Source organism: Cellvibrio sp. PSBB006, from assembly GCF_002162135.1.
Taxonomy (GTDB): Bacteria; Pseudomonadota; Gammaproteobacteria; order Pseudomonadales; family Cellvibrionaceae; genus Cellvibrio.
This window is the reverse complement of record NZ_CP021382.1, coordinates 2,658,331-2,672,707: the sequence shown is the minus strand read 5'-3', so window position 1 is coordinate 2,672,707 and position 14,377 is coordinate 2,658,331. Positions and strand designations below refer to the sequence as shown.

Annotated in this window: 10 protein-coding genes and 2 pseudogenes; 7 read left to right on the top strand and 5 right to left on the bottom strand. The window is 49.3% G+C overall.

Annotation, left to right across the window (positions count from 1 at the left end; all coding sequences use genetic code 11):
- Positions 1 to 56: 56 nt before the first annotated feature.
- Together CBR65_RS11120 and CBR65_RS22710 are read right to left on the bottom strand one after the other, a co-directional pair.
- A pseudogene (locus tag CBR65_RS11120) lies at positions 57 to 1,424 on the bottom strand (endo-1,4-beta-xylanase); the annotation flags it as partial.
- A 3-nt stretch (positions 1,425 to 1,427) separates the two neighbouring features.
- Positions 1,428 to 1,778, bottom strand: a pseudogene (locus CBR65_RS22710) (cellulose binding domain-containing protein); the annotation flags it as partial.
- Positions 1,779 to 2,146: 368 nt separating this feature from the next.
- Here CBR65_RS22710 and CBR65_RS11115 point away from each other — a divergent pair.
- From CBR65_RS11115 to CBR65_RS11090, 6 genes are all read left to right on the top strand, one after another.
- Positions 2,147 to 2,845: a MotA/TolQ/ExbB proton channel family protein gene (locus CBR65_RS11115; RefSeq protein WP_087466914.1), complete on the top strand. Its 699-nt coding sequence runs from the start codon at positions 2,147 to 2,149 to the stop codon at positions 2,843 to 2,845.
- Positions 2,846 to 2,849: 4 nt separating this feature from the next.
- Positions 2,850 to 3,290, top strand: a complete 441-nt coding sequence (locus tag CBR65_RS11110) for a biopolymer transporter ExbD (RefSeq protein ID WP_087466913.1) — start codon at positions 2,850 to 2,852, stop codon at positions 3,288 to 3,290.
- Positions 3,277 to 4,677 carry a hypothetical protein gene (locus tag CBR65_RS11105; RefSeq protein ID WP_087466912.1) on the top strand — a complete coding sequence of 467 codons (1,401 nt, stop codon included), beginning with the start codon at positions 3,277 to 3,279 and terminating at the stop codon, positions 4,675 to 4,677. Before CBR65_RS11110 ends, CBR65_RS11105 begins: the two co-directional genes overlap by 14 nt.
- Before the next feature lie 155 nt (positions 4,678 to 4,832).
- A complete protein-coding gene (locus tag CBR65_RS11100; protein ID WP_087469029.1) occupies positions 4,833 to 7,232 on the top strand; it encodes a TonB-dependent receptor in 2,400 nt (799 codons plus the stop codon).
- A gap of 77 nt (positions 7,233 to 7,309) precedes the next feature.
- Complete coding sequence (locus tag CBR65_RS11095) at positions 7,310 to 8,002, top strand: response regulator transcription factor (RefSeq protein WP_087469028.1); 693 nt, start codon at positions 7,310 to 7,312, stop codon at positions 8,000 to 8,002.
- On the top strand, positions 8,002 to 9,273 hold the full coding sequence (locus CBR65_RS11090) for a HAMP domain-containing sensor histidine kinase (RefSeq protein WP_198300716.1): 1,272 nt from the start codon (positions 8,002 to 8,004) through the stop codon (positions 9,271 to 9,273). The genes CBR65_RS11095 and CBR65_RS11090 overlap by 1 nt, the downstream gene beginning before the upstream one ends.
- Positions 9,274 to 9,516: 243 nt before the next feature.
- Here CBR65_RS11090 and CBR65_RS11085 read toward each other — a convergent pair whose 3' ends face one another.
- From CBR65_RS11085 to CBR65_RS11075, 3 genes are all read right to left on the bottom strand, one after another.
- Positions 9,517 to 9,966 (bottom strand): DUF695 domain-containing protein, encoded by a 450-nt coding sequence (locus CBR65_RS11085; protein WP_087466910.1) that lies wholly within the window; start codon positions 9,964 to 9,966, stop codon positions 9,517 to 9,519.
- A 140-nt stretch (positions 9,967 to 10,106) separates the two neighbouring features.
- Positions 10,107 to 11,009, bottom strand: coding sequence for a class A beta-lactamase (gene bla / locus CBR65_RS11080; protein ID WP_087466909.1), 903 nt, complete (start codon positions 11,007 to 11,009; stop codon positions 10,107 to 10,109).
- 361 nt (positions 11,010 to 11,370) lie between these two features.
- Positions 11,371 to 12,801 (bottom strand): IS1182 family transposase, encoded by a 1,431-nt coding sequence (locus tag CBR65_RS11075; RefSeq protein ID WP_087466908.1) that lies wholly within the window; start codon positions 12,799 to 12,801, stop codon positions 11,371 to 11,373.
- A gap of 366 nt (positions 12,802 to 13,167) precedes the next feature.
- Here CBR65_RS11075 and CBR65_RS11070 point away from each other — a divergent pair, with 366 nt between their 5' ends.
- A complete protein-coding gene (locus CBR65_RS11070) occupies positions 13,168 to 14,301 on the top strand; it encodes a helix-turn-helix domain-containing protein (RefSeq protein WP_087466907.1) in 1,134 nt (377 codons plus the stop codon).
- The last annotated feature ends 76 nt before the right edge of the window (positions 14,302 to 14,377 follow it).

Here is a 14,377-nt window from a genome sequence, read left to right as displayed (position 1 = left end):
GGGAAGTCCGTTTCCCTTGGCCGTTTATGTAAAACGCTTATCGATAATGCAAGCGCTTAGCGGTTCAGATACTCCATCAACCACTGCATGGCGGGACGTTGCTGGCCATTGCTTTGGATCAGGCCGGTGCCGTCACGCCAGGTGGCGCCCACAACATAACCCCACAGGGTAATGCCAGCCACATTGGGGTGGTTGTAGAAGATCGGGAAGTGCATCTGCATGTACTGCAACTGAGTCTGATCATTCGTCGCTTCGATGTCATACTCGGAAATGTACAGCGGCAGGCCCAACTCGGAAATCTGATCCAGCTTGTTCTGGATTTGCTGAGCGGTCCAGATTTGCGGGGAATACAAGCTGTGCGCCTGAAGGCCCAGCGCATCGACATAACCGGAGTTCACGGCTGGGCGAATCATGTTGATGATGGCATCGGTATCCCAGGTCATGAAGTTATAGTCGTTGTAGATCAGAACGGCATTCGGACAATGCTGGCGCGCCAAACGGAACGACTCAGTGATCCAGTTGCTGCCAAACGCATTGGCCGCATAGTTTGCCGGGGCGTGCGAAGGCAGCGCTTCGTTCACCACGTCAATCATCGCTGTATCCGGGTAGCGTGTGCAGTAATCGCGAATCCACTCTTCAATTTCCGCGCGTTGCTCCGCGGCACTCAAGCCATCAATCCAGCCAGGACGCTGACTACCCCACACCAGGGTATGCGCTTTGACAGGAATACCGTTCGCGCGAGCGTAGTTGTAGATGGCGTCCAGCGGACCCCAGTTATACTGGTCGCGCGTACCTTCTACCGAGCCCCACTTACCTTCGTTTTCCGGCGTAATCTGATCCCAGTACTGGGTGAAATCAGAGCGAACCGCGCCGCTAGTGGTGATATTACCCACGAAGAAATCGGGGAAATTCGGGTTGCCCGGGTTGGGGTTAGAGCTGCTGGAGCTTGATGTGCTGCTGGAACTGGACGATGGGTTGCCGCCATTGAACGGATTGCCAAAGCCGATGGAACCGTTGCAATGCAGCATCTGCGAGAAGGACCCCGCACCACACTCTCCGTCCCAGGCGCCGGTGTTATCTTCCTGATCTTCGGCCTGATAGGTCACACCATTGACGATGATGTAATCCACTTCGACATCGCGATCACCCGCGTCGTTGGTAAACGCAACACGCAGCTCGCCAGTAGCGTTGGTCTGTACGGTGTAGTCGAGCATGCCGACGCTCAGGGTCCACGTCTGGATGGTCTGGCCACCGATTTGCAAGCTGACACTTTCATCGCCGGTGACGCCGCTCATGCGCACGGTGACGCTGTGGTTACCGCCAGGAGCCGAACTGCTGGAGCTGCTCGAACTGATAGAGCTAACGGAACTGCTCGAATTAATAGAACTGCTTGAACTGCTGATTGGGCCTCCGCCGCCTTGAACGGAAAACGTCGCCAGTGCGGGTGTCGCGCTACCGTTGGCACAAAAACCAAAACTGGTGTTGCTGCCCGGCGCCACGTTTGCATTGTACGGGGCGGGCGTTACCGTAACGCCACTGAGGTTGCCGCTCCAGAGATTGCTGATGGTCGTGCCATTAAGGTTCAGGCCAACCGTCCAGGACGTAATGGCCTGGTTGCCATTGTTGGCAATGGTGACATTGGCGCAATAACCTGAACCCCAATTGTTATTGACGTTCAGAGTGGCTTCGGCCGAGCCGGAAGTCAGCGCATGCGCTGCTTGGGCTGACGTTAGTATTGCTGCTGCAAAGAGCAGATTTTTGGGTAAATGGATGGTCATTTTTTCGAACTCCTGTTTAAGTTATTGGCATGGGAGCATTGCTGATTACTACACCGAGACGCCTGAACATCGGAAGGTTCGATACATAACAACAAAAGTGAATAGCGAGGCCTACTGCTTATTTGAACCTATTATTAAACGTTATTGGTCGTATCGCCGACATCGGGCGCCGTCGGAGAGTAAACAACTGATCGAGGATATTGTCAATTTGAAATTAAGGTGTGGCGCATGTCACTTTCTCTAATTATGTGGATTGCGTATCGCATCACGAATCATCAAAACCTGATGACAAATAGCACTACAATTCCCCACCAGCATCAGCAATGATTGCGAGCTATCTACCAGAATAATCAAAACCAGGAGCGTTTATGGATTTTAAGAAAACTGTCTTTTTCGTCGGTGCTGTCAGCTATTTCATCACCTATTCTTCGTTCGCATGGTCGGCAGAATTAACGCTTGCCAAGACACTGAGTTTATTTGGTGTGACCGGGGTGATTATTCTTGGGCTTTCGGTTATGGCTGTGGGGGTCGTGTTCGAGCGCTTCGCGGGGTTGCGCAAGAAATTCATTATTCCCGACGGGCTGACACAACAGGTACGCGAGTTGTGGCAGGCGGGACATCACGACGCCATTGCCGAGCTTTGCAAATCGCGTGGCAGTACGCTGGGTAAAGTGTTGGGGTTTATCAATCAGCACCGACATCAAAGCCTGCAAGCCATTTCGACGGGTGCGGGCGATATTGCTTCAATGGATTTACGTCGCCATCTTCAGCGCGCTTATCCCTTAGCCGTGGTAGCAACGATTGCGCCACTGGCCGGATTGCTCGGCACGGTGCTGGGTATGATTGAAGCCTTTTACGTGGTGGCGGCAACGGGTTCGATTGGTGATCCGGCTATTCTCGCCGATGGTATTTCCAAAGCCTTGCTGACCACGGCTGCAGGTTTAAGCGCAGCCATACCCGCCCTGGGTTTTCATCACTACTTTAAAAGCCGCACGGTGATGTACGGTATTTCGCTTGAGGAAGTCATCAACGAATTAACGGCTGAATGGTTTTCTGCCAGGGAGTAACACAATGCGTATTAATCTCGATGACGACGAAAACATGGAACCGAGCATGGCGCCTTTGCTCGATTGTATTTTCCTGCTGCTTATTTTTTTCCTGGTTGCCACATCATTTCAGCAGCAAAAAATTGACGAGAATCCAGAGCTCCAGCAACTCTCAATTAAATTACCGGAATCAGCCGCTGCGATGTCGGTCGCTGACGGTTTACCAGAACCCCTGGTTATTGCGATTGATTACAAAGGGCATTTGTACATGAATCACAACCGACTGAGCGTGACGGAGTTGCATCAGGTGCTCAAAGAGCAAGCCGCTGCAAATCCCGATCGACGCATTCGGATTGATGGCGACCGCAACACACCCTTACAGCATATTGTTCATTTGATGGATTTATGCGAGTTCGAGGGGCTTACCAATATTGGTTTGCGAGCAGCGTCCCGTGCCGAATACTAAACCCACGCACACCGGGCCAGACAAAACCAGCGCGAAGCCTAAACCCTCGGGCCTGGAGGCTTTTCTGGGTAGCAATCCTTTTCTTGGCTTGTCGGTATGGGCGCATATCGCGATCATTCTTTTTCTGCTTCAGAGTCCAGATCTTTTTACGCCGGAAATACCCGAAACACCCGCACATGACATAGCACGGGAATATACCCGCGAAAGTCGCCAGCACGCGATGCGTGAACGTGTGGATGACATGGAAGCCGTAAAGAAAATGGTGGACGCCCTGTCGCGCACAGAAGAGTCGCGCACGCCAGAACAGTCGCCTTCTGATTCAAATTCGACGACTGAATCCGATTCGGAACGACCACCAGAATCCATGCAAGAGTTGCTAGCTCGCTCAGAACAGTTACTGCAAGAGATCCGCGCTGCAAGTGATGAAGTACTGGAGGAAAAGTTATCTGCATTAGCCGAAAAAGCGGAAACGGAAAGGGAAACAGAAACAGAGACCGACACACCTGAGCAGGCCTCAGCAGAAGATTCTGTTGAGCCGCTGTCCGATGAAGAGCTTGTACAGGCTGTTTCAAAAAACCAACGGGAAGCGCGCGAGCTGTTAAGTAAAATGATGCGCAGCGAAGCCGCCAAACAACAAGGCAACAGCGCTGAACTTCAACAGGGCGAGAGCGAAAGCAATGGTGGAAATGGTAATGGCGGCCAGGGCCTTGATCCCAACAACCCGCTCTCGGTTGAACATTACTTTAGCGGCATGGCCCGAGGTTCTGTTCAAGATGTAAGCCAGGCCATGAGATCGCTCGCTAGCGGTCAGGCAAGCGAACTCTATGCTATTGATGATGGCGAAAAGAAACGCTTAAATGCGCCTCACATTAATCAGCGGCAAAAACTGGTTTATTCACGCAAGCTCGCCGCATCTGGAGAAAAAGCTGAATGGGTTGTACTCAACGCCTGGTATTTTATTGGTCCGTTTCCCAACCCCGGTCGGGCAAATATCCACACCCGTTTTCCACCGGAAATCAGTATTGATTTAGATGCGCTTTATATCGGCGACAGTAACCGCTTGCTCCAATGGCAACATATACAATTTGATCACCTGCCGATCATCCCGCCAGATTTTACCGACTATGCGATTTACTACGCCTACACCGAAGTGTTCTCAGAACACGCGCAGGATTTATGGCTAGCGATAGGCAGCGACGATCAATCCAAGCTGTGGGTTAACGACATGCTGGTCTGGCAAAGCACCGACCACGAGCGGGTTTGGTCGCCAGCGCAAGGGCACCGTAAGGTACACCTGCAACAAGGGCGCAATAAATTTTTATTTCGATTGGAAAACGGCATTGAGCGCGCTGCGTTTTCGGTGGCATTGGCGCCAGCCATTGAGTAGTGGCTGGTTGGAAGGTCCGGTCATTTCTGGATCTACTGTAGCTTTCACATTTCAGCGACTTTTTAGTCACATTGCCGTTGTTAACCTCCCGGCGTTCATCAAACAATACGGTCGATTCTTGGAGGAAGAGCAATATGAGCAGGCAATTGAGCAAAATGAGCAGGTATTTGGGGCAGATATCATGGTTGATTCTGTCGGCGCTCCTGATCAGCTTTCCACTTTCTACCTTTCCACTTCTTGCCAGCGCAGCAGAGGCGCCCGGTGCGCTGACTGTCATTGTCAAAGATCAGAATACTGACCGGCCACTCTCAACCGTGCAGGTCACGATCACGAAACGGGAAACCAATGCCACGCGATCGGTAGAAACCGACGCACAAGGTCGCGTTGTCGTTGAACAGCTCGACCCCGGTCTCTATTCGGTGAACCTGACCAAAGGCGGGTTCGCTTCATCGTATGAGCCAAGCGTGCGTGTGATTACGCGCAAAAATATCAAGATTGAATTCGAACTTAGGGCGCAGGTCATTGAGGAAATGGTGGTTCTCGGACAGGAAGCTGAAGCCATTGCCTCTGTCAACGGCACCTATCTCGATAGAGAAGCGTTGCGAAGTTCTGTTGGCGGTGGCGCAGATCCGCTTCTCTCGCTGGACGGTTTACCTGGCCTGGCATCCACCGGGGAATTCGCGAACTTTAGCGTGCGCGGCCGTGGCCCACGAGATAATTTGTTATTCGTTGATGATTTCCCCTTTGATAAAGCGGTGCACTTTGATGCGTCACTCGGTGAACAGGAAGATGTCGGTGGCGGCGGCCGTTTCTCGATCTTCGCACCGAATGTTATCAGTGGTGCAGAGTTTTCACCGGGCGGGTGGGGTGCGGCTTATGGCGGCAAGGCGGCATCGCTACTTAAGCTGGACGTCGCCGATGGCAACCCAAGCCCCTCAGCGAGTCTGCGCCTCGACCTTGCGGGTTATGAAGTGGGCTACGACGGACCTGCCGGTATCACTGAAGACTCAACAATGCTCGTTTCTGCTCGACGCCTTGATTTCGGCGCGTTATTTGAAACGATCGAAGAACTCGACATTGGCGAGCCTGTGTTAAGAGACATCATCGTAAAGTCGGTCACACCCATCAACGAGAACAACACGCTTGAAGTTCTACTGATCGATACACACGAAGACTATACTCGCGGCGTGACGCACGTTTTTGCGTCGCCCAATTTCGAAGATGTTGCACTTCAGGATTCTGAACAAGATAGTGATTTGTATGGGCTGACATTGCGATCATTGGTCGGTGAAGACGCTGTCTGGACCAACAAGGTTTACTACCGCACAAGCGACAAAATTAGCTCAGAGGGTGAAGCATTTCCTGATCTCGTCCCTGAGGGATCGCCCGCGTCCAGTTTTCCGGTACGGGAAAACATTATTACCATCGGTGAAGAGGAAACAGAGATTGGCTGGCGAAGCGACTTTGAGACACTGAATCAATGGGGCGTGTTCAGTGCCGGTGTTCGCGTAACGCAACTTGAACTGGACTACAACACGGTCCTGGATGGCGATTGGATTCGATTTACCTACGACGAAGATGATTTTAGACCAGACCCCGATCAGCGTTATATTGTGCTGACTCCCGCCGACACCAACGCTTCACTCAGTCAGAAAGAAACAAGCTACGCAAGTTACGTAGAACAAATTTTTGAACGCGGCGATTGGGAATTTGGCACAGGCGTGCGGTTCGAACGGGACGGCTTTGCAGACGAAAGCTTCGCGTCGCCCCGGTTCAGTGTCAATTGGCGGCCGAGTACTACGGTTAGGTATTTTGCGACAGCAGGGCTCTTTCATCAGTCACCACGATTTTTAGATCTTGCCGCTAACCCGGAGAACAACCTCAAGAACGAAGAAATCACACACGGTAGTGTCGGTTTTGAAGTTTTCCCGAGCAGCAACTGGTCGGTGTTGACTGAAGCCTATTATCAAAACCTCGACAACCTGGTGGTAGACCTTGATCGCGTTAGCGGAACATTTGCTAACATTGGTGACGGCACATCCTACGGTGTCGATATCGTGGCCAGGGGTACGATTACCGAAGGCCTTTACGCTACCGCAACCTACTCTTACAACGATGCCGTCATCGACCGGAAGGACGGTCGCGGTGACCTGGCTGCCGACTTCAGCCGCGAGCATGTCGCGACCTTCGGCCTGACCTGGGAAATCAACGACCGCTGGAAGATCGCCGGGCGCTACAAATATCTGTCCGGCAGGCCAGACGAAGAATTTATTATTCATTCAGATGTGCTGGGCCCCGGACAACCACTGCGCTACTCGAAAGAAATCACAGAGCGCAATGTCGGTCGTAAAAGCGCTTACAGCCTGGTGAACATTCGCGTTGACTATCGGCGCGCATTTGGCCCCATCGATGTAACAACCTTTCTCGATGTCATCAACGTAACGGCAGCATCGTCGAGCGACGACACCGAGTTTGACTACCGCCGCGGCATTAACGTGGAAGACGAAAACGAAGCCGAGCCACTTATTGGTTTGCGGCTGGACTACGCATGGTAATGGGCCTGGTAATGGGCTTGGTAAATCGTGCATGGTAAGAGGAGCAACGAATGGTACATATGCTGGGTGCAGCGCCGATTAGAGTGTTGATTGTCGAAGACAACCGCGATATTTGCGAGAACATTGCTGCGTATCTTGAGAAGCACAGCTATGTTCTGGATTTTGCCTACGACGGTATAAGCGCGATGCACCTGGCGTTGACGAATCGGTTCGACGTTATTGTTCTGGACCTGATGCTACCGAGGATGGATGGCTTGAGTTTCTGTCAAAAGCTGCGAACTGATGCCGACGTAGAAACGCCCGTGCTGATGCTAACGGCGAGAGACACGCTTGACGATAAACTGAAAGGATTTGCGGCGGGAGCCGACGACTATCTGGTCAAGCCATTCGCACTACAAGAGCTACATGCGCGACTGCAGGCGCTGTACAAACGTAGTCATGGAAAAACCGAAAATCTGTTAACGGTTGGTGATCTGACGATGAATAAATCCACGCTGCAAGTGCATCGCGCGGGGCGGCGCATCGATCTCACCCCGGCGGGCATGAGACTACTTCAACGATTGATGGAAGCGTCGCCGTCTGTTGTGGCTCGCGAAGATCTCGAAACGCTGTTGTGGGCTGACGAGCGCCCCGATGGCGACGCGCTTCGCTCGCACTTGTACAAGCTGCGGCAGGCTATCGACAGGTCGTTTGATAATCCGCTAATTCATACGGTGCATCGCATCGGATACCGAATTGCAGAGCCTGATATCACAGAGGATAGTCAATAATGTACCGGCACAGTTTGCGCACGCGTGTCGCCATTGCCTTTGCGCTTTGTGTTGCTGTGCTCAGCGTCGCCTGGGGGCTCGCTTTCTTCGGGGCGATCAGGTTCAGCGAAGACCGTGTGCTGGTGCATCAGCTACAGCGTGCCGCCGAAAGCTATCCCGCACTGACGACGAACCTTCGCGGATACGATGAGGTCGGTAGCCTGCCGGAATCACTCAGGGAATGGGCGCAGACAAATCCCGATGAGGGAATATACGAATTCGAAGCCGAAGAGTTGCATGTCGCAGTGCTATCTACCGGGAATGAAGAGCCGTCAGCCGGTAATAAACAGCCGCGCGCATTTGTGGTTTTCGATGTTGCCGGGATTGAGGCTGCGTCGTCAGAGGATTGGTGGTGGCTGCTCCTTATCACCGGAGTCGTAGGTACGCTCGGTGCTCTTGGATTCGGGCTGGGCGTTGTTGTGATGCGTAGAGCGATTTTCCCTGTCGTGCAACTCGCCAACGTGGTCGCGGACATCGACGTAGAACATCTATCGGCTGAGGATCATAAGCGCATCGAGTCCAGCCGGTTCGGCGACGACGAGGTTGGCGTGCTTGCTGGAACCATTGAAAAAACCCTTGAGCGTATCAGCGCATTCGTTGCGCGAGAGCGATACTTTACCGATTCAGCCAGTCATGAATTGCGCACGCCGATCACCGTGATAACAGGCGCACTTGAACTGCTGGAGCAAAGCGATCTGTCGGCGGCCGATGAGAAGGTGGTAGATCGAATCAGGCGCGCGACGCTCGACATGAAAACCACGATTGAAATGTTCTTATGCCTCGCTCGCGAAACCGACGACGGTTTGTATGACAAGCAATTTTTGGTGATGCCGCTGGTGAGCCAGGCAATAGAACAGCAACGCCACTTACTGAACGGCAAGTTGGTCGATGTTGAAATCGACCAACTCGCAAAACCTAAAGTCTGCGGGCATCCACAAGCTTTCTCTATCGCGGTCAATAATCTGGTGCGAAACGCGTTCGAACACACACTCGCCGGGCAGGGACCGATCACGATTCTCATCAAAGAGCACGAGCTGCTAGTCACAAATCAGGTGAGCGCTTTAGTCACCAACCAAGAGGGCGCTGACGAGCAGCCCACGCCGGCCGAGGCGTCGTCGTTTCACGGATATGGCCTGGGCCTGGGTATCGTTCAACGGCTGTGTGAGCGCAATGGCTGGTCGTTTTCATTGCACGCTGATGAGGCGCGTGTAGCAACTCGTCTTTCATGGTGATGCCGTTAGTTATGTGCGGAATTCTATCTCGTAATCTAACATTATTGATGCCCTGCGCTTTCGCGCACCATGGAAAGCTGAACAAGCGTCTTTCCACGCTCTTAAATTATTACCTCTTTCTTTGTAGGTGGCGTGAACATTTCGGTGAAGCCGATCTATCTCCTCGGCTTCCGATTCAATCATGCATCGAAATTCTCTCATCTCCGAAAAATAGGAGCACAGCGAGTATTTTGTCCGGTGCAGCTACTTGTTAACCGCTTTTGAGAAATCACTTAGTAGCCTCTTAAAGTCTTCCCACTCTGCATCCTGATAGAAATTAATTTCAATAGGATAGTGTGGATGATCACTTAGCGCGTCGTTAAAAACTTCTAAGAATACATCTCGGTCGTTTATATGATAAACCAGCTCTTTGAGATTGTTGCCCGTTCGGCTATAAACATGACGAAGCACTTGATCATTCTCAATATGATCCTGGATTGCATCCTCTAAGGTGATCATTCTTTGATTGTCATCGTTTAAAGGCATCCCATTATTGGATGAGCCATCGTATTTCCAAGATATTACCGTTAACCATGGTAGGTTTGATCTGATAGTGTCCTGCGGAAGTTCATCAACGAACTTATATATTACGGGAGCACCATCTTCGTATACTCGGCCAATTATCCCTTTTTCTTCTTCAGCATTTGCTGTCATGGTAAATAATATTCCTATAAGTGTGGTGATTACTCTATTCGTGCGGCTAACAGTTCAATAGTGCGGCCCCTCTGGTCCGCGAATTAGTTTTTAGGTATCACTTGTCGAATTTAGAATCAACGGAAAACTGATCGGCGCGACTAACTTATCGCCCATTCGGCAGCAATCTTTCCCACTTCAGCGAGGACAGCGTCATGCCTCTCCTCTATCTTTTCCGTGTACTCGCCGCTGTCGAAATAGGCCGCAATGATGATTGGGTTCTTGCTGGGCGGAAAAGTAATAGCGACGTCATTGCACTTGTTGGTCGTCCCCTCGTCACGCCCAGTCCCGGTCTTGTTCCCAGTACGCCATTCGGGGGGAAGGCCGGCTCGCAACCGTCTAGCACCCGTGGCTGTATTTCGCGTCCACTCCAGAAGTTGTTCGCGCGAATCGCGCCGTAAAATACTGCCAGTCAGAATTTGCCTGACAAGCTCCGCATAAGCAAGAGGTGAGGTGGTGTCGCGAGTATCGGCAGAAAGAACCAAGCCTAGATCCGGCTCATAGCGATCAAGGCGGGTCACCGTATCACCCATTTCTCTGAACTTCGTGGTGACTGCGTTAGGACCGCCTAGGCGCTTAACCAAAAGGTTGGCGGCAACGCCATCGCTCATTTCTTGAGCCGCTTGCGCCAAAGTGGCAATACTCAGCCCGCCCTTGGCGAGATGCTTTCTCGTGACCGGTGCCCAGGGTAGAAGATCTGCCTCTGAATAGGGCAGTATCTCCTCCAGGTTCAAGCGCCCGTTGTCTGCCTCGCGCAGGCAGGCGGCAACCATTGCCAGCTTGAACGTCGAACACATAGCAAAGCGTTCCTCAATGCGGTTACCGCTGATTTCACCGGTAACTGTGTCAAGGAAACAAACGCCGAGGCGCGCGTGTCCCACTTCTAACGCCCGAAGCCGCTCGGCGGCATCAAAGCGACGTGTAGCTGGCTCTGCGGCAGCAGGCATAGCTAGAAGTGAGCTCGCTGCCATGGATGTGATCAAAAAGTCGCGTCTTGTGAACATTCAGTTAATCCTATTGTTTGGTAGACAAGGGTTTATCACGTGCAACCTAATGAGCTCCAGAAAAGCGATTAGTATCAATCGCCACCCTTCAGTCCTAATAGGCTTTATTAATTGGCCACTACTTAACAAGAACCGGTTGAAACAAATGCCCGTTATACAAGGCAGACCTACGTTATTTGGCGATTATGCTGTTGCTGCATTTCGACTGGCACATAACGGCCGAGGCTGTGTGAAAACTAAGAATACTAGCTTTTAGTGAAAAGCGTATCCACAGATATTTTTCATTCATTTGAATTCTTAAATAGGTATTCTTTCACTAAAAATTATTCTTAAGATAGAAATATATATATTTCAAAAAAACCTAAGCCTCAATGGCCGAAATCAGTGCTTTAACACCAAGAATTTTTATCATTCTCTTAATGTTATATGAAAGCACATGCAAACTCATTTCAGTTTTCACATTAGGTAACGTTTTTGTTAAAAAGTGCGTAGATCCCATCCATGCTTTTAATGTACCAAAAGTGTGTTCCACCGTTGACCGACGCACCTTCATTTTATCTGGATCACGTTCTAGCCTTAGCTGAACTGCTTCCAATACGGATTCGTGCTCCCAGCGCCTTATGCGTCGATGTTTCCCTGTAGTGCATTGTTTTTTTAGTTCGCAGCTTTGACAGTTGGAACTCCAATAACAATGAAGAATCTGACCTCTTTCTTCCGAGGTGAATCGCCAAATTAGGCGCTCACCAGCCGGACAACGGTATTCGTTTACTGATTCCAAATAATTAAACTCTTCTCTACCAAATAACCCTTTTATAGGATTTGGGGATGTTTGAGGCTTGGGGAGAAATACTTTTATTTTATCTTTCTCGCAAGCGACAATTTCTTCTCCATTAAAATAACCACGGTCAGCAACAACCTCTATCTTTTTCCTCCCTATTTCATTGCGTGCTTTTACTGCCATAGAATGCAGCTGGCTTCTATCACTACCATTGTTGGTAACTTCATGCGCAATTATTAGGTGGTTTTCACTATCTACGGCAGCTTGAACATTGTAACCGACTATCCCGGTTCCCCTTGTTTTCATAGACCGAGCATCCGGATCGGTAAGGGATACTTGTTTTTCATCGGAATGTTGTAGTTGCAGCTCAACGCCTTTTATTTTTCGTGCAGCCTCTTTCAGGGCTTCAATTTTGCCCCGAAGCCTTATTTTTCTGAGGGCAGAAGCTTCAGGCTCGGCTCGATCAGCAGCATCCATTTGCAAAAGATAGCGTGAAATATTCTGTTCTATTTCTTCAATTCGATGCTTTATTTTGGCTTCAGTGAAGTTCTTATCCCGGCTATTCACTGCTTTAAACTTGCTACCATCAATCGCAACTGTTGATTTGGTGAACAGCTTTAACTTTCTACATAACACAATAAACTCACGACAAGCAGCACGTACTGCCGAGCCATTGTCTTTTCGGAAATCTGCAATAGTTTTGAAATCTGGAGCTAGTCGGCCAGTTAGCCACATCAATTCAACATTACGCTGTGCTTCTCTTTCCAATCTTCGACTGGATTGGATTTGATTCAGATAACCATACACATAGATTTTTAACAATATTGCAGGATCGTAGCCAGGGCGACCAGTGGTGTGAGGCTTGGTTCTTTGAAATCCAAGCTGGGAGAGATCTAGTCCTTCAATAAAAGCTTCAATTATCCGGACAGGATTTTCTTCTTCAATATAATCATCAAGCGTTTCGGGAAACAGAATACTTTGAAATCGATCCGCACTTTTTATAAACCGACTCATTGCTTTTCTCCGCTGAAGAGACTAGTTTATTTTAACTTATTATGAGTTTTCACACAGTCTCGGCCAAGAGCGGACCTTTTGCCAATTTTACTCTGCTCCCTATTATTTTTTACTCCAATGTCTTTATTCAACTAACTCGAAAACAGTTTTTATTCCCTGGAATCGCTTATAAAAGATGTAATATAAGCGCCATCTTTTTACTTTTTGACCTCAATATATTGGCTTAAACGTTATTCATTACGTCAAGTTGTTCGCGGGGGCAAAGCTACCTCTATAGTTCAGTCTATACAGTGCTCGCTGGCACTTTAAGTTTTTAATATATGGTGTATCATCCGGCTTCAATTCACCATGATTTGCTAACATTCCATGTCTCATGAACTTGCGTTGCTCCAGCTTTTCATTAACTTCTTTGCAGCACTATTTTTGCTGAGCATTCGCTCTGGAAATCTGATCAGCAACCGCATCCTGGCTTTTTACTTTGTTATCTTTAACCTCGATATCAGCAACTTCGTTTTTATCAATTTTTATAATGAGCATCTTAATCTTGAGATGCTTCGATGTAATCTATCGGCATTGCTGGCGCCGACGCTTTACTTTTATGTGCGCTCTGTTTTACATACTGATTTTCGTTTTAAGGCGAAAGATTGGGCGCATACACTGCCATTTATAATAATTGTTCTTACATTTATGCCTCGTTTTTATGTGGTCGAGGATACGGCTTTAAAATTACAGATTAATAATAATTTGCAGCCTTCATTCGAGCTGCTTTTTGTCCATATATTTCAATATATTCAGATGGCAATATATCTTGCGTTAATTTTCATCGTGATTAGACGCAATAAGCTCACTATTCTCAACAGCTATTCAGATGAATTGAAACTCAACAAACAATGGCTGAGCCATTTTATGGCCTTTTTCCTGGTGAGCTTTGCGCTGGCCTTAATTCGGAATGTGGTTAAATTTACAGAGTTCCAGAATGCGCTTAACGTAATAACACCAATCATGATGCTAGCGGGGCTGGGCTTTTCATGCTGGATCTTGTGGCAAGCACTTCACAAGCCAGAGTTGTTTAAGGGGATTAGCTCGCAGCTAGAGAAGGTTAGATTTCCCGCAGACAATAAAAAAATCCCGATCGGGCAGGCATCAGAGATACTGGCAAAACTTGAGCTTCACATGCAATCACAAAAACCCTATTTAAATCCAACGCTGAATATTGATACTTTGGCGGAGGCAGTGGGTATTGTTGCTCAAGACATCTCATCGGCACTTAATCATCATTTGGGTCGCCACTTCTTTGACTTTATCAATGGCTACCGAATTGCAGCGGCCTGTGAAATGTTGGCTTCTCCAGATTGTAGTGAGAAAACGGTTTTGGATATATTGCTGAAATCAGGTTTCAATTCGAAGTCTTCATTTAATACTGCCTTCAAAAAGCATATGCAGATGACTCCATCTCAATATCGCCAACAAAAATTACCCGCAATTTTTCAACAATCCTAAGTTATTGATTTATATGGCGACCGACTTTTTTATTCGGTCGAACACATCACCAAAACTCCCTAATATCATCACCTTT